Genomic DNA, 15,489 nt, shown 5'->3' with positions numbered 1-15,489 from the left:
CTGAGGATCTCCCCGCCGAGCGGCACGGCGACGGCGTCGTCGGTGCGGTTGGCGAGGAAGACGAAGCGCGCATCGGCGCCGAGCCGGACGATGACCTCGAGGTCGCCGCCCGCCGCGAGGGCGTCGCCGCGGAGCACCGGCGCCTGGTCCGCGAGCGCCCGCACCACCTCGCGGGCCCCGACCCGGCCGATGTCCGCGGACACGTAGGTCGCGGTGCCCGCCCCGACCCGGCGGCGGGTGATCGCGGGGGCGCCGGCGAGGTCGCCCTCGGCGTACGTGTCGACGATCTCGACGTCGGGGTCGACGCGGGTGATCCGCTCCGACCACGTGGTTGCGGCCGCACCGGATGCCAGCGCGACGCGCTCGCCCGGCAGCAGCGGCACGAACTCCTCGGCGGAGACGCCGAGGATCTCGCGCAGTGCGCCCGGGTACCCGCCGAGCCAGACGCGGTCGTGCTCGTCCACGATGCCGGAGAAGTAGGTCGCGACGAGGTGGCGACCATCGGCGACGACCTCCGCGAGGCGGGCCCGCAGCTCGTCGGTCACGATGTGCAGCATGGGGGCGATGACGACCTCGTAGCCGTCGAAGGACGCACCGACTGGCAGGACGTCGACGCGGACGCCGAGGTCGAGGAGAGCGCGATGCCATGCCTGCACCTCGGCGTCGTAGGCGATCCGGTCGGTGGGGTGCGAGTCCCGGCCGCTCACCCACCACGACTCGTAGTCGAAGAGGATCGCCACGCCCGCCCGCTCACGGCGGGATCCGGTGACCGGCGCGAGCGCCTCCAGCTCGGCGCCCAGCCGGACGACATCGCGGAACACGCGGCTGTCGGGGCCCGCGTGCGGGACCATCCCCGAGTGGTACCGCTCGCCGCCGGCACGCGACTGACGCCACTGGAAGTAGCAGACGGCATCGGCGCCGTGGCCGACATGCGTCAGCGCATCGCGGATGAGCTCGCCCGGGCGCTTGGGGGTGTTCGCCGGGCGCCAGTTCACCGCGCTCGTCGCATGCTCCATGAGGAACCACGGGGCCCCCTCGGCGAGGTTCCCGGTCAGATTCGCCCAGAACGACAGGTCGTCCCGTCCGGCGGGACCGGGGATCAGGTAGTGGTCGTTGGAGACGAAGTCGACGTCGCCGACCCAGGTCGCGTAGTCGATCTCGCGGACGTTCCCCGCGACCATGAAGTTCGTCGTCCGGGGCACGTCGGGACTGATCTGGGCCAGCACGGCGGCCTCCGCGCGCAGGTGGTCGCGGACGGCATCCGAGGAGAACCGCTCGAAGTCGAGCTGCTGCCCGGGGTTGCGCTGCGTCGGAGCCACGCGGGGCGGGAGGACCTCCTCCCAGTCCCCGTAGCGCTGCGACCAGAACGCGGTCCCCCACGCGTCGTTGAGGGCGTCGAGCGTCGTGTACCGATCCTGCAGCCAGATCCGGAACGCGCGCGCCGCGTCGTCGGAGAAGTCGTACAGGTTGTGGCATCCGAGCTCGTTGGAGATGTGCCACGCGACGAGGGCAGGATGCTGCGCGTACCGCTCGGCGAGCGCGCGCGTGAGACGCAGCGCGTACTCGCGGAAGATCGGCGAGGTGGGGCGCCAGTGCTGCCGCGCCCCCGGATGAAGGATCGTCCCGTCGGCGGTCTGCGGCAGCACCTCGGGGTGCAGGCGCGTCAGCCACGGCGGTGGGGAGGCGGTCGCGGTGGCGAGGTCGACGTCGATCCCGTGTTCGTGCAGGAGGTCCATGATCTCGTCGAGCCACGCGAAGTCCCACTCGCCGGGACGCGGCTCGAGGTGCGCCCAGGAGAAGATGCCCAGCGACACGATGTTGACGCCCGCCTCTTTCATGAGGCGCATGTCGTCCCGCCACACCTCGCGCGGCCACTGCTCCGGGTTGTAGTCGGCGCCGTAGCGCATCCGCCGGGCGCCGAGCGCGCCATCCTTCACCCAACGCCGTGTCCGCGTGCCGTCGATCGCCATGCCCCGATCATAAAACAAAAACGTGCACCTGCACTATTTTGACGCAAGGTCGGTACGCTGACCTCATGGCGGATGCTTCGGAGTCGGCGCGGCGGGGGCCGTACGCCAAGACGGCGTCCCGGCGTGCCGAGATCATCGCCTCCGCCACGGCGATCTTCAGCACCCACGGCTATCAGGGCGGCTCGCTCCGGCAGATCGCCCGGCAGCTCGACCTCGGCCTCACGACGGTCATGCATCACTTCCCGACGAAGGTCGCGCTGCTTGCCGCCGTCCTCGATCAGGAGGACAGTTCCGACCCCGACGCCGAGGAGCGCTCCCGCCGCGATGGCTTCATCCCGATGGTGATCGGGATCGTCGAGCGGAACCTCCGCCGGCAGGAGCTCGTGCGGATGTTCTCGATCATCAGCGCCGAGGCGACGCACCCGGGCCATGAAGCGCACGCCTGGCTGGTGAACCGGTACGCCGCGGTGACCGCGTCCTACCGCGACCTCATCGCGTACGACCGGGCGGCCGGCCGCATCACGACCGACCGCGACCCGGAACTGCTCGCGGGCATCGTGGTGAGCGGGTGGGAGGGCATCCAGATCCGGTGGCTGGCCGACGGCACCGATCCCGTCGAGGCGATGCGCACGCTGCTCGTCGATCTCCTGCGGCCGGCGTAACGCCGCGCGCCACGCGAGCATGCCGCCGCGCGGCCGCGCTGCGATGGACGTGCCGCGCTCGACGGGACCTTCGACCCCACCTGCCCGCCCGGTGCGCGGCTGACTGGAGGCAGTGGCCGGGATGCGGCGGCTTCGACCGACCGTCACGTCATATCGTCCCGGCGATGAGAGGACATCATCATGACCCGCACCTACGTCGTCACCGGCAGCGCGAGCGGCATCGGCAAGGCCACCCGCGATCTGCTGTCAGAGCAGGGCCACCGCGTCATCGGGGTCGACATCGCCGAGGCCGACATCTCCGTCGACCTCGGGTCGCCGGAAGGGCGGACGGAGCTCGTCCGTCGCGTGGAGGAGGAATCCGGGGGCACGGTGGATGCCGTGCTGGCCGTCGCCGGCCTGTCCTCGCCGACGGCCGCGACGGCCGCCGTCAACTTCTTCGGGACCGTCGCCACCCTGGAAGGGCTGCGCCCGCTCCTCGCCCGGTCGAGCGCACCCCGCGCTGTCGCGGTGTCGTCGATGGCGGCATTGTTCCCGCCGGATGATGAGCTCCTCGAACAGTTCCTGGCCGGAGACGAAGCCGGCGCCAGGGACCGCGCGGCAGTCCTGGCAGGCGATCCCGCAACCGCAGGGCTGATCTACGGATCGTCCAAGCGTGCCCTGTCCCGCTGGATTCGGCGGGTCGCCCCGAGCCCGGAGTGGGCGGGGGCGTCGATCGCCCTCAACGCCGTCGCGCCCGGCGTCGTCTACACGCCGATGACCGCCGAGCTGACGGGGACGGCGGAAGGGCGTGAACAGCTGCTCCAGATGGTCCCGATGCCGTTGAACGGCTTCTTCGCCCCCGAAGACGCGGCGGAACTGCTCGTCTGGCTCTCGAGCGTCGCGAACGCGCATCTGTGCGGGCAGGTCATCTACATCGACGGCGGCTCGGACGCCGTTCTCCGCGGCGACAGCGTGTGGTGAGCGCGGCCGCCGGGACGCATCCCGGGCGGGATCGGCGAGTTCTCAGCTGAACTCACTTTACAAAGTGTCAAGTGGATGCGATGCTGGGGCCACCATCTCAAAGAGGAGACCCCATGTCTGCACCCGTTGCCGCCTCAGACATCGACCTGTTCGCCGACGACGTCCTGGTCGACCCCTACCCGACCTACACCGCACTGCGCGAGCAGGCCGCGGTCGTGCACCTGCCGGTCAACGACGTGTACGCGCTCACGCGCTACGACGTCATCCGCGACGCCCTGGGCGACCCCGAGACGTTCTCGTCGGTGAAGGCCATCGGATTCAACCCGATGGTGAACGACGCGCTGCAGGGCACCTCGCTCGCGTCCGACCCGCCGGTCCACACGCAGCTGCGCGCGACGCTGTCCGCCAACCTGACCCCGCGCGCGCTGCGCGGACTCGGCGAGACGATCGAGGCCAAGGCGGACACGCTCGTCGCCGAACTCGCCACCCGCGGCTCGTTCGACGCCATCGACGACCTGGCCCGTGCGTTCCCGCTCGAGATCGTCGCCGATCTCATCGGCTTCACCGGCACCGTCAAGGCCAACATGCTCCGCTGGGGCCAGGCGGCGATGGAGGTCATCGGCCCGATGAACCCGCGCACGCAGGAGAACTTCCCGATCGCCGGGGAGCTCTACGGCTGGTGCAGCCAGGTGACCGCCGACGACCTCGCCGACGGCTCCATCGGCCGCGGGATCTTCGACGCGGAGAGCCGCGGGGACATCCCTGAGGGCGCCGCGGGGCACATCATCCACCAGTACCTCGGCGCCGGCGTGGACACGACCATCGCCTCGATCGGCAACATCATCGCCCTGTTCGGCCGGCATCCCGAGCAGTTCGCCAAGGTGCGCGACGACCTCTCGCTCGTGCCGGCCGCGTTCGCCGAGGTGCTCCGGTTCTGGCCTCCCGTCCACGCGTGGGGCCGCCGCGTCACGAAGGATGTCGAGATCGACGGCGCCGTGATCCCCGCCGGCGCCCACGCGGCGATCCTGTTCGGCGCGGGCAACCACGACCCCCGTCACTACGACGACCCGGACACGTTCGACATCACGCGCAACCCCGTCGATCACCTGTCGTTCGGGTACGGACCGCACGGCTGCGCCGGTCAGGGTCTCGCCCGCATGGAAGGCCACGCCGTCATCCGCGCCCTCGCGACCCACCTCACCTCGTTCGAGGTCGACGGCGAAGTCCGCCTCCCCAGCAACATCACCCGCAGCATCAGCGAGCTGCGCGTGCTGGCGCACGCATGACCACGCTGACCGCCCCTCCCGGGAAGGACACCCTGATGAAGATCGAACTGGACCGCCCGCGGTGCGAAGCCCACGGGCTCTGCGAGGAGGCGGCACCCGACCTCATGCACCTGGACGACCACGACGACCTCGTGCTCGACGTCACCGAGGTCGACGGCGCCGCCCTGGAACGCGCCCGCGCGGCGGTGCGCGTCTGCCCGGTCGCCGCCCTGCGGCTCGTCTGACATGTCGTCAATGGGCCGGGTCGTCGTCGTCGGCAACGGCATCGCGGGACTCACGTCGTGCGAGACGCTGCGCGCCGAGGGCTTCGACGGCGACCTCGTCGTCGTCGGCGCGGAGCCCGAGCCGGCGTACAGCCGCCCCGCACTGTCGAAGGCGCTGCTCAAGCCGGATGGCGGGCTGGACGGGCATGAACTCGCCCCCGCGAGCCACGGTGCCACCGAGCTCCGCGGCGTGCACGCCACCGCACTCGACGCCGACGCCCGCCGGGTGGCACTGAGCGACGGGTCGCTGCTCGACTACGACGGGCTGGTGATCGCGTCCGGGTCCCGCGCCCGCCGCCTCACCGACAGCCCGCACGAACACACGCTGCGCGAACTCCGCGACGCCGTCGCGCTGCGCGGCGCCCTTGCCGGGCGCCCGAGCGTGACGGTGGTCGGCGGCGGCGTGCTCGGGATGGAGGTCGCCTCCGGCGCCCTCGCGGCGGGATGCGACGTCACGCTCGTCGCGAATGCGGTGCCGATGGTGCGGCAGCTGGGCCCGTACCTGGCCGGGGTGCTGGGTGCGAGTGCGACCGCGCAGGGACTGAAGACGATGGTCGCCCGCGATGTGCGGGTCGTCGACCGCGGAGGGCATCTCCAGGTGAGTGCCGATGATCGCATGATCGAGACGGACGTCGTGGTCACGGCCGTCGGCGACCTGCCGAACACGGAGTGGCTGGGTCATTCCGGCCCGCTGCACACCGATTCCCGGGGACGGCTCCGCGACGGCGTGGTCGCCGCAGGCGATGTCGCCCGATGGGACGGCATCCGCACCCCGCTGTGGACGAGCGCGATCGAGCAGGCCAAGGTCGCCGCCGCCACGCTGCTGCGTGGCGATGACGCGCCGGTGCTCGCATTCCAGCCGTACTTCTGGACCGAGCAGTTCGGCATCCATCTGAAGGCGGTCGGCGGCATCCCGCTGGACGGCGACCCCGAGGTGCTGGAGCAGGACGACGTGGGGCAGCTGCTCCGCTGGACGCACGACGACGGCACGCGCACCGCGGTCTCGGTGAACTGGCGCATCCCCATCCCGAAGCTTCGCCGTCTCACCGCCGCGTGACGCGCCTGAGCGCTCGTTAGGGTGAGCGGATGGTCAACAAGCGCGAACTCCAGAAGGAGACGACGCGGAAGCGTCTGCTGAGCACCGCGCTCGACCTGTTCCAGTCGAAGGGATATGTCGCGACGACGATCGACGACATCGCCGTCGCCGCGGCATCCACTCGCGTGACGTTCTACGCCCACTTCCCGAGTCGACGCGACATCATGCTCTCGCTGATCGACGAGCTGAACCAGATCCTCGAACGCGGGGCCTCCGACACGGGACGCTCGACGGCGTCGGCGCTGGTCGACGCGGTGCGGGCCGGCACCGCCGACGCCATCGGTCCGTGGCTTCGGACGCAGGCCGGCCGGTGGCCTGCGATCAAGCCCTATCTGCTGTCCGCCGCAGAGGCCGCGGCCGTCGACGACGAGATCCGGGTCGTGTACGAGAACTGGGCGGATGAGGTGATCGCCGACATCGCCGACGGTCTCACCGCGGCGGGCCGGTACGCACCCGAAACACATCACATGCGCGGCGAACTCGCGTTCGGGATGCTGGACCGCACCGCGCAGCACTGGATGCATCACGCGTGGGACATCGACACCGGGCCGGAGCTCGGTGTGCTCACCGAGGCGTGGGTGAAGATCCTCGGGGATGGCGACGCGATCGCGCCGAGCTGATGTGCTGTTAGAACTGATGCCATGAGCCGGCCATCCGCATCCACCGTGCGTGTCGTTCTGGCACGCGTCATTCAGAAGGTGTGGGTGCGCGCGACGCTCTTCACCGCGATCGCCATCGGGTTCGCTCTGGCCGCGGGATTCATCGGCTCTCTCCTGCCGTTCTCCTTGTCCATCGAGCTGGGACAGAACGCCGTCGACTCGGTCCTGCAGATCATCGCGACCGCCATGCTGACGGCGACGACGTTCTCCGTAACGGCGATGGTCACGGCGTACTCCTCGGCGACCACGATCGCCACGCCCCGGTCGACCAAGCTCCTGATCGCCGACCCGACCTCGCAGAACGCACTCTCCACCTTCATCGGCGCCTTCGTCTTCGCGCTCGTCGGCATCATCGCCCTCTCGACCGGCTACTACACGGAGCAGGGAAGGACGATCCTCTTCATCGGGACGCTCGTGGTCGTCGGCATCATCGTCGTGACCCTGCTCCGCTGGATCGCGCACCTCGCGGACTTCGGAAGGATGTCGGATGTCATCGACCGCGTGGAGGAGGCGGCGACGGCGTCTCTCGCCACGTACATCGAGAGTCCCACCCGCGGGGCGCGGCGGGGACGCCGATTCGACATGACGGTTCCGGTCCTCGCCGAGCGGATCGGCTACGTCCAGCACATCGACGTGGCCGCCCTCGATCGCGTCGCCCACGAGCACGACCTGGAGATCTGCGTCGAAGCCATCCCGGGGACCGTGGCGGATGCCGCACATCCCCTGGTGACGCTGGATCGCAACGCGGACGACGCCGTGGCGCACGGCGTCCGCCGCGCCTTCCGATTGGCATCCCATCGTGACTTCGAGCAGGACCCCCGCCTCGGCGTCATCGCCCTCAGCGAGATCGGCAGCCGCGCCCTCTCACCGGGAACCAACGACCCGGGCACGGCGATCGAGGTCATCGCCGCACTGCAGCGCGTGTTCGGCATCATCCCCGACCGGAGCTCAGGGGCACGCGGCGACGTCGAATTCACGCGCGTCTGGATGACGGCGCCGAGCATCGACGATCTCGTCACCGACGCGTTCCGTCCCCTCGCGCGCGACGGTGCCCGGATGGTGGAGGTGCAGATCCGGCTCCAGAAGTGCCTGGCTGCACTGGCCGCGCAGATCCCCTCGCAGCACGCCGTCTTCGCCCGCGCCGCCGCGGACGGGCTCCGGCGGTCGCGGCGCGCGATGGACCCGACCGACTTCCGGCGGCTGCGCGCGGCGGCCCGGGCGTCGTGGCGGCCCGCACGCTCCGCGCCCGGCCCGTCCTGACGTCGCGGGAAGTCATGAGCGGATGCCGGCCCCTTACGCGTGTCGGAACCGGTCGGCAGACTGGTACAGCGAAGCGAGGAGGCAATCATGGCCGACGGGCACGTGATCAGACCCCTGACGCCGGAGACCTTCCCGGCGTGGCTCGCGCTCGCGCAGAAGCACAACGGCGTCTGGGGCGGGTGCTACTGCTCGTACTTCCACGGCGACACGGAGTCCACCGTGAAGCGCGAGCACGACGGGCCGACGTTCAAGCAGCGGCTCATCACAGAGGGCGTCGCCCACGCCGCGCTGGTCTTCGACGGGGACGACGCGATCGCGTGGTGCCAATACGGCAGCCCCGCCGAACTACCCAACATCTACCACCGGAAGCAGTACGACGCCGGCGAGGCCCGGCCGGCGCCGTGGCGCATCACCTGCTTCTTCGTCGACCGCGACCACCGGCGGTCGGGAGTGGCGCGTGAGGCGCTGGACGGTGCGCTCGAGTTGATCGCTCGGGCCGGCGGAGGCGAAGTGGTGTCATTCCCGAACGAGCTGGCCCCCGGCAAGCGGACCTCGTCGTCGTTCCTGCACAACGGGACCCGGGCCATGTTCGAGAAGGCGGGATTCTCCTTCGAGCGTCACATCGGCAAGAGCAAGACCGTGATGCGCATCACAGTGGCCCCGGCCGCCGGCTGACATCCCGACGGGGTGCCAGGTCATCCTGAAGAGGTATCGGGATGCATCGCCGGGCGGACGCGTCGCCGGGGCGGTTATCCCGACGATGGAAGCATGACTTCAGCACCCCGGAAACGCGCCGCCGCAGCGGCCGCGACGCTCCCCGCGATTCTCCTCCTCACCTCTCTCACCGGGTGCTCCGCGGTGAGCGACGCGCTCTACGGCGAGGCATCCCATGAGTTCTCCTCGCACGACCAGATGGTCGAGCAGTGGTCGAAGGAGGCTCCGTGGCTTCCCGCCGACGCGTCCTCGATCCTCATCCGGGAGAAGACGGACGGCGATCCCGCCTCCCTGACCGCCGACAGCGCCACGCCCCTCGACCCGGAGCTGTGCGGCGAGGTGGAGCGCCGTTCGGCCCCGACCTTCGCCCTCGACAACACCCCCGACGTCTTCGAGATCGACCGCGTGTACGCGTGCGGCGACTGGGCTGTCGTCGCCACCGACGACGGCTGGTACGGCTGGACACCAAACCATCCCGACGAGCAGGCGCAGTCACCTGCTCCGTGAGGGCTGCGGGTCACGGCCGGTCAGGGCTCGTCACGGTTCGATGAATCCGATGGGAGCCCCGGCGATGCGGAGCCCGGACGCCCCGACGACGTCCTCGATCGCGGTGTGCTGATCCGCGGGCGCCACGATCTGGACCTTGTCGACCCGGTCCTGCCCCATGCCTGCGGGGATGGACCAGAAGCTGCGGACGGCGAGGTCGTCGGCGAGTCGCGTGAGGAGCACGAGATACGCATCGCTCTCCCCCGGCGCGAGCTGGACGTCGAGGTCGGCGGAGCTGATCTCGACCTGGATGTTCGGGTCGAGTCCTGCCGCCGAGATGAGATCCGGGGCATGCTCGACGAGCGGGAGGAGGCGGCTGAAGCCGCCGGGGGCCTCCTCGTCGAGAGCGATGAACGCGAGGCCGCCGTCGTCGAGCACCGTCGGCTGGATCGCGAGACCCGGGGCCGCCCGGTCCAGCTCGTGGACGAGGGCCATGGCGTCGAACCCGAAGTCGAGGCAGAGCCGGTCGCCGCCGGCGCCTCGCGCCGGGTCCGACGTCGCGTGCAGCGCGACCTCGGCGTCCGCGGCGGTCAGCACACGAAGGGACCATGTGAGGGGCTCGGGATGCGCGGTCGAGCAGGCCGCCCGCAGCAGTCGTGGCAGCGCCGCCGCATCCACGACCGCACTGAGCCAGGACGTCGGAATCGCGAAAGCCGGCGCCTCGACCCACCGGTCTGTCTGGACCTGACTGACACCGGGCAGCCGGTCGACCTGCGCTGCGAGCGCGTCGAGCTCCACGCTCGGTCGGTCGAAGTGCGTCTCGTCGATCATCCACGCGAACAGGAGAAGTCCCCACACCAGCAGGCCGACGACCCCCAGCACCAGGGCCGTCAGCCGCGCTCCCCGCCGGATCCTCGCGCGGGGGCCGGCCGGTCGTTCTTCGAGTGTCGGCGGCGTCCCCGACGGAAGCGTGGTCGACATCGAATCACCCCCGGCAGAGTTCCCCATCACTCGTCCGGATCACCGTAGCGCGCGCGGGCCGCACACGGTATGGCCGCGTTCGCGACTCCGCGGCTACGAGATCGTGGTGCGCAAGCCGGGGGCGGGCGTGCGCTCGGACCGGTGTATCACTCCGGCCCGCCGGCCGCTCTTCTCAGCATGGACGAGAACAGCAACGGCGCCGAACCGCCACTGAACGAACGCCAGCTTCGCGTCGGCAGCATCGATGTGCGGCGACACCAACCGGATCCCCCGACACCGATCACCGCGTCGTTCGACCTCAGCGTCGACTCCGACGAGAAGCCGGACATCGCGCTCGAGCGCACGGGGGACGGCAAGTGGCGCTTCAACGTCGTGGTGTCGGGCTCGCGGTCGGCGGTCATCGAACGCGCGGCGCCGCAACTGGTGCGCGTCCCCGCCAGGAAGCTCACCACGGGGCTGTCGAAGATGAAGCCGGGCGAGCTTGCACCCTCGATCCCCGCGGACCGCGACGACCTCGCCATCCGGCCGCGCCTGTCGAAGGAGCTGCGGCGGGTCCGCGGCTTCCGCGACGACCGCGAGGTTCGCCCGACGACGGTCTTCAGCCCCGACGGCCGCTGGGTGTACTACGACACCCGCTACCCGTGGCGGTGCCTGGTGCGGATGACACGGCCCTCCGGCTGGAGCGGCAGCGGTGTGCTCATCGGACCGCGCCACGTGCTCACGGCGAGCCACTGCGTCGACTGGACGCCCGGATGGCTGAAAGTCGACGTGCTCTACACGAACGGCAGTTCCCTGGCATCCGCGTACGGCACCTGGGCGTACTACACGCAGAAGGTGACGGCGGCCAATTACAGCTCGACGAACATGGATGACGACTACTCGGTCATCGTGCTGGACCAGCGTCTCGGCGACCGTTACGGATGGTTCGGCACGCGCACCTACTCCGACTCCTGGGACGACGAGGTCCTGCCCTGGCGCAACATCGGCTACCCGCAGGACTTCAGCTGGACAGGCGACCTCGCGACGTATCAGCGCGACTTCGCTCTCGATGAGGAGGACTACGACTCCGATGCCGGTGGCACTGTGCTGCTCAGCGACACGTTCGACAATTGGCCCGGCCAGTCCGGCAGCCCGGTGTTCGGGTTCTGGTCCGACGGGCCGTATGTCGTGGGCGTGACCTCGGGCGAGAGCAGCTCGAACAACTTCGTCGCCGGCGGCGACCGCCTCACCGGACTGGTGCGCCGCGCCCGCCAGGAACACCCCTGACGAACCGCGGCGGTCCGATCACCGTCCGGTCAGCCAGTCCCGCCGTGCAATCAGGCGGTGGGCAGTTGCAGCGCCCCCGAGCGGAGCGCGGCGACAACTCAGCCGTCGACCAGCAGGTCGGTGCCGGTGATGAACGACGAGTCGGGGCGATGCTGTTGACGCGGGCTCCGCGCTTGCCCCAGGCCAGGCTCGCCGCCTGCACGCGCACCTGGTTGGCGCGCTTCGAGATGCTGTTGGCGGCACCGGGGTTGGGCAGAGCCTCCGACTGCAGGAAGGGCAGGGCGAGGAGGTCGTCCGCGGGGTCCTAGGCGTCGCCCGCTGAGCACTCAGCCGATCAGCTAGACCGTTCGGAGGCGGAGAGGTGGACCTGCGCCGCGCGGCGCAGCGCGCTGATTCCTCGGACCAGCGCGGCGAGGTCGTCCGGGTCGAGGGTCATCAGAAGCTCGTCCGACGCTGCTCGGTGATCGACGATCTCGTTGTAGAGGTCGGAGCCGCGTCGTGTCGGCGCCAGAGTCTTCACCCGCCGATCGTTCGCGGACTCCGCTCGGCTCAGATATCCGAGTTCCACGAGACGATCCACCCCTGCGGACACGCTCGGCGCACTCACGCGCAGCCGGTCGGCGAGCTCCCTGCCCGTGTGCGCCATTCCCGAGGCGACGAGGAGGAGGGTCTTCAGCTGCGACAGCGTGAGGTCGAGGCCGAGGAAGGGCTGGACGCGCTCCTCAGTGAGCAGCCGCGCCAGGCCGCGACCCTCCCGCGACAACTCTTCGATTAGCTCCGCCGACGTCAACCTGGGCACATCACTCACCTCCGGGGTTGAACCTATCACGGCTAACCATTAGGTTATGACTAACTATTAGTTCCATACGTAGACCGGCTGGGCCTACAGAAGGCGGATGGCATGCCTCACACCATGCATACGATTCAAGACACCGAGTCGGCGACTCATCTTGCGCAACAGCTCCTGGATGCCGGACGCTCCGTCAGCCTCATCGCGAGAGACACGTCGCACTTCGCGATGCTCGTGAACGAATACGGCGACCGGTTCCAGACCATCCCTCTCAGCTGGCACACCATCAGGAACATCCAAGAAGCTTTCGCATACGCGGAATCGATGCACTCTCAGGGAGACGTCCTGATCATCGTCAGCGAATGAAGCCCAGCGGTTCGAACATTCCTGCCCGTGGTCTACCGTCAGGGTGTGACCTGGGCGCTGCTGCTTGACCTGTTCGGCGTCTTCTTCTTCGCCATATCCGGGTCGCTGCTGGCCGCGGGCCGAGGTTTCGACATCGTCGGCTCACTCATGCTCGGCGCCCTGACGGGCCTCGGGGGCGGCGTCATCCGCGATCTCATTCTGGGCGTGCCGCCAGCCGCGTTCACCGAGCCCGTGCACCTGGTCCCGCCGTTGCTCTCCGCCGGTCTCGTCTTCTTCTTCGCCCGCCGCCTCCAGACGCTCACGAGCACGCTCCTCGTCTTCGACGCCGCCGGACTCGCGCTCTTCTGCACCACGGGCACCGTCACCGCCCTGCGGGCCGGCATGAATCCCGCCGGAGCGGTCGTGCTCGGCGTGACCACCGGGGTCGGCGGCGGCCTGCTCCGAGACGTCGTGGCCAATCGCGACCCGCAGCTGTTCAACCCCGACGACCTCTACGCGGTGCCGGCGGTCCTCGGCGCCGCGTTCACGGCCGCGCTGTGGTCCGCCGGACTTCTCACCACGCTCAGCGGCTTCGCCGCCGCGGCGGCGGTCTTCGTCTTCCGCGTGCTGTCACTGCACTTCCACTGGCACATTCCGCACGCGCAACGGCGCGGGCAGGCCGATGACGGCCACCGGGAGGATGGGGGCCGGGGGTAGTGTGACCCGCGATCCGGTCGATCTCGCCACGGAAGAGGCCCCGATGCCCACGACAGATGTCCTCGCCCACTACGAGTCGATCCGCGCCGACCAGGAGCAGCTCTACCGGCACCTGCACCAGCATCCGGAGCTGTCCGGACAGGAGTACGGGACGGCCGCAGAGGTCACGCAGCGCCTGACGGCGTGGGGATACCGCGTCGACAGCGGGGTGGGCGGGACGGGCGTGGTCGGGACTCTCGACAACGGCCGGGGGGCGACCGTCCTGCTGCGGGCCGACATGGACGCCCTGCCGATCCGCGAGGCCACGGGCGTCGACTACGCCAGCGAAGTGGCCGCCGACGCCGATGACGGCACCTCGACACCGGTCATGCACGCGTGCGGCCATGACGTGCACGTGGCCTGCCTCCTCGGTGCGGCTCGCCTCCTGGCCGAGCACCGCGATGCCTGGCGGGGGACGATCGTGACCCTCTTCCAGCCGGCGGAGGAGATCGGCAGCGGCGCCCGCGCGATGCTTGCGGACGGCCTCCTGGAGCGGATCCCGAAACCGGATGTCGCTATCGGCCAGCATGTGCTGCCCGGGCCGGCCGGAACCGTCGCCACCCGGTCCGGACCCGTCCTGTCCGCAGCGGACAGCGTGCGCGTCACCCTCTACGGGCGCGGCGGGCACGGGTCGATGCCCCAGAACACGGTGGACCCCGTCGTCCTGGCCGCGCTCGTCGTCGTCCGGCTGCAGACCGTCATCTCCCGCGAGACCGGCCCCACCGAGCCCGCCGTGCTCACCGTGGGCAGCATCCACGCCGGCACGAAGAGCAACATCATCGCCGACGATGCCGTCCTGGAGATCAACCTGCGCACGTACAGCCGCGCGTCGCGGGAGCGGATCCTGGCCGCAATCGAGCGCACCGCCGAAGCCGAGAGCGTGGCCAGCGGCTCGCCCCGGAAGCCGCTGATCGAGGTCTACGACAGCTTTCCGCCGACCGTGAACGACGAGGACACCGCGACTCTCGTGGCGGCCGCCTTCGCCGCGCAGTTCGGCGAACGCGCCGGCACCCTCGCCCTCCAGTCTGCAAGCGAGGACTTCAGCGACATCCCCCGTGCCGCCGGCATCCCCTACACCTACTGGGGCATCGGCGGGACCGACCCGCAGCGCTGGCACGCCGCGGTCGCGGTCGACCGCGTCACCTCCGACATCCCCGCGAACCACTCACCCGCGTTCCTCCCGGTGCTGCAGCCGACGCTCCGGACCGGAACCGAGGCCCTCATCGCGGCGGCCGGCGTGTGGCTCGACGCGAGCGGCGCACGGACGTCGGGCTGACCGTCGATAGGGCATCGTGGGCATCCGCCATCGCAGAGAGCAGCGCGCCGACCATGGCACGCTCGGGGAAAACGAAAAGCCCCGGATGACCGGGGCTTTCATGGCGGAGACGGAGGGATTTGAACCCTCGGTTCCCTTACGGGAACTCCACCTTAGCAGGGTGAAATCGGCGCGTAACGATCACTCCGGCTCCTGCGCCCGTCGCACCGAAGCGAAGCGGAATACCTGGTTGATCGGCGATCAGCGTTCCCATCGTTGCGGCACTCGGCGCTCGACATGCTCTCCTCGATCGCTGCGTCGGTGGCCGCTCGGCATGCTCGGGGACACCTGGGGGACACTTAGCGCGACGTGTGTCTTCCGCCGCGAGATCTGCACCCACCGTGGCGACAAGTGGATCGCGTGGCCGCGCGGTCGCGCGGCTTTGAAAGTGTCGTCAACGGTGGGACTTGAACTCATCGCCCGGGGCCCCGCTTGGTTCGGTTGAGGGGCTTCCGCCGCGTCATTCCGCCGTTCGACGACCGGTGCGTCGACGGTCGTCTCCGTTCACCGCCGCTCAACCCTTCCCGATTCTTTCCCACGTCTGGTGCGCCGCCTTCGTCGAATCAGCAGCCGCGGCGGGCCCCGAGGTGACGTCCCGCTGAGTGGTGGAGTTTCTCAACACCGTGCGGGATCAGCTTCTGTGATTATGCCGCAGTGAGTTCGGGGATGGCGACCTCCTC

The 15,489-nt window shown here is 69.9% G+C and carries 16 protein-coding genes and 1 tRNA gene; 13 read left to right on the top strand and 4 right to left on the bottom strand.

Going from position 1 to position 15,489, the window contains the following annotated elements:
• On the bottom strand, window positions 1–1,970 hold a 1,970-nt coding region (locus tag BR85_RS00080; RefSeq protein WP_036272050.1), incomplete at its 3' end, for a beta-galactosidase.
• Between the two features lie 65 nt (window positions 1,971–2,035).
• On the opposite strand from BR85_RS00080, the gene BR85_RS00075 reads away from it, so the two are divergent.
• The 9 genes from BR85_RS00075 to BR85_RS00035 all read left to right on the top strand — a co-directional run bounded on the left by BR85_RS00075 (window position 2,036) and on the right by BR85_RS00035 (window position 9,377).
• On the top strand, window positions 2,036–2,632 hold the full coding sequence (locus BR85_RS00075; protein ID WP_028494797.1) for a TetR/AcrR family transcriptional regulator: 597 nt from the start codon (window positions 2,036–2,038) through the stop codon (window positions 2,630–2,632).
• Window positions 2,633–2,812: 180 nt separating this feature from the next.
• On the top strand, window positions 2,813–3,592 hold the full coding sequence (locus BR85_RS00070) for an SDR family oxidoreductase (protein ID WP_028494796.1): 780 nt from the start codon (window positions 2,813–2,815) through the stop codon (window positions 3,590–3,592).
• Window positions 3,593–3,705: 113 nt separating this feature from the next.
• A complete protein-coding gene (locus BR85_RS00065; protein WP_028494795.1) occupies window positions 3,706–4,878 on the top strand; it encodes a cytochrome P450 in 1,173 nt (390 codons plus the stop codon).
• Window positions 4,879–4,913: 35 nt separating this feature from the next.
• Entirely contained in the window at window positions 4,914–5,102 is a 189-nt protein-coding gene (locus BR85_RS00060) for a ferredoxin (protein WP_028494794.1), read from the top strand.
• A gap of 1 nt (window position 5,103) precedes the next feature.
• Window positions 5,104–6,198: an NAD(P)/FAD-dependent oxidoreductase gene (locus BR85_RS00055; RefSeq protein WP_028494793.1), complete on the top strand. Its 1,095-nt coding sequence runs from the start codon at window positions 5,104–5,106 to the stop codon at window positions 6,196–6,198.
• A 29-nt stretch (window positions 6,199–6,227) separates the two neighbouring features.
• Window positions 6,228–6,857 carry a TetR/AcrR family transcriptional regulator gene (locus BR85_RS00050; RefSeq protein WP_028494792.1) on the top strand — a complete coding sequence of 210 codons (630 nt, stop codon included), beginning with the start codon at window positions 6,228–6,230 and terminating at the stop codon, window positions 6,855–6,857.
• Window positions 6,858–6,878: 21 nt separating this feature from the next.
• The gene (locus BR85_RS00045) at window positions 6,879–8,156 is read left to right on the top strand and encodes a DUF2254 domain-containing protein (protein ID WP_051526092.1); all 1,278 of its coding nucleotides are present in this window, start codon (window positions 6,879–6,881) and stop codon (window positions 8,154–8,156) included.
• A gap of 87 nt (window positions 8,157–8,243) precedes the next feature.
• On the top strand, window positions 8,244–8,831 hold the full coding sequence (locus tag BR85_RS00040) for a GNAT family N-acetyltransferase (protein ID WP_028494790.1): 588 nt from the start codon (window positions 8,244–8,246) through the stop codon (window positions 8,829–8,831).
• Window positions 8,832–8,924: 93 nt separating this feature from the next.
• The gene (locus tag BR85_RS00035) at window positions 8,925–9,377 is read left to right on the top strand and encodes a hypothetical protein (protein ID WP_028494789.1); all 453 of its coding nucleotides are present in this window, start codon (window positions 8,925–8,927) and stop codon (window positions 9,375–9,377) included.
• A gap of 30 nt (window positions 9,378–9,407) precedes the next feature.
• Here BR85_RS00035 and BR85_RS00030 read toward each other — a convergent pair whose 3' ends face one another.
• Window positions 9,408–10,337 (bottom strand): hypothetical protein, encoded by a 930-nt coding sequence (locus BR85_RS00030; RefSeq protein ID WP_155947941.1) that lies wholly within the window; start codon window positions 10,335–10,337, stop codon window positions 9,408–9,410.
• Window positions 10,338–10,514: 177 nt separating this feature from the next.
• Here BR85_RS00030 and BR85_RS14770 point away from each other — a divergent pair, with 177 nt between their 5' ends.
• Window positions 10,515–11,603, top strand: coding sequence for a trypsin-like serine peptidase (locus BR85_RS14770; RefSeq protein ID WP_051526091.1), 1,089 nt, complete (start codon window positions 10,515–10,517; stop codon window positions 11,601–11,603).
• A 334-nt stretch (window positions 11,604–11,937) separates the two neighbouring features.
• Here the strand turns inward: BR85_RS14770 and BR85_RS00020 are convergent, their stop codons facing one another.
• Window positions 11,938–12,402: a MarR family winged helix-turn-helix transcriptional regulator gene (locus BR85_RS00020; protein WP_028494787.1), complete on the bottom strand. Its 465-nt coding sequence runs from the start codon at window positions 12,400–12,402 to the stop codon at window positions 11,938–11,940.
• Window positions 12,403–12,504: 102 nt separating this feature from the next.
• On the opposite strand from BR85_RS00020, the gene BR85_RS00015 reads away from it, so the two are divergent.
• From BR85_RS00015 to BR85_RS00005, 3 genes are read left to right on the top strand one after another with little or no spacing between them, the layout of a single operon-like run.
• Window positions 12,505–12,759, top strand: a complete 255-nt coding sequence (locus BR85_RS00015; protein ID WP_028494786.1) for a hypothetical protein — start codon at window positions 12,505–12,507, stop codon at window positions 12,757–12,759.
• Between the two features lie 27 nt (window positions 12,760–12,786).
• Window positions 12,787–13,455: a trimeric intracellular cation channel family protein gene (locus BR85_RS00010; RefSeq protein ID WP_231478539.1), complete on the top strand. Its 669-nt coding sequence runs from the start codon at window positions 12,787–12,789 to the stop codon at window positions 13,453–13,455.
• 43 nt (window positions 13,456–13,498) lie between these two features.
• Window positions 13,499–14,770 carry an amidohydrolase gene (locus BR85_RS00005; RefSeq protein ID WP_028494784.1) on the top strand — a complete coding sequence of 424 codons (1,272 nt, stop codon included), beginning with the start codon at window positions 13,499–13,501 and terminating at the stop codon, window positions 14,768–14,770.
• A 101-nt stretch (window positions 14,771–14,871) separates the two neighbouring features.
• Here BR85_RS00005 and BR85_RS15310 read toward each other — a convergent pair.
• A tRNA-OTHER gene (locus tag BR85_RS15310) sits at window positions 14,872–14,963 on the bottom strand.
• Window positions 14,964–15,489 lie beyond the last annotated feature (526 nt).

It is taken from the genome of Microbacterium sp. UNCCL10, from assembly GCF_000746195.1.
Taxonomy (GTDB): Bacteria; Actinomycetota; Actinomycetes; order Actinomycetales; family Microbacteriaceae; genus Microbacterium; species Microbacterium saccharophilum.
The sequence above is the reverse complement of the archived record's forward strand: the minus strand, read 5'-3'. Positions and strand labels throughout refer to the sequence as shown.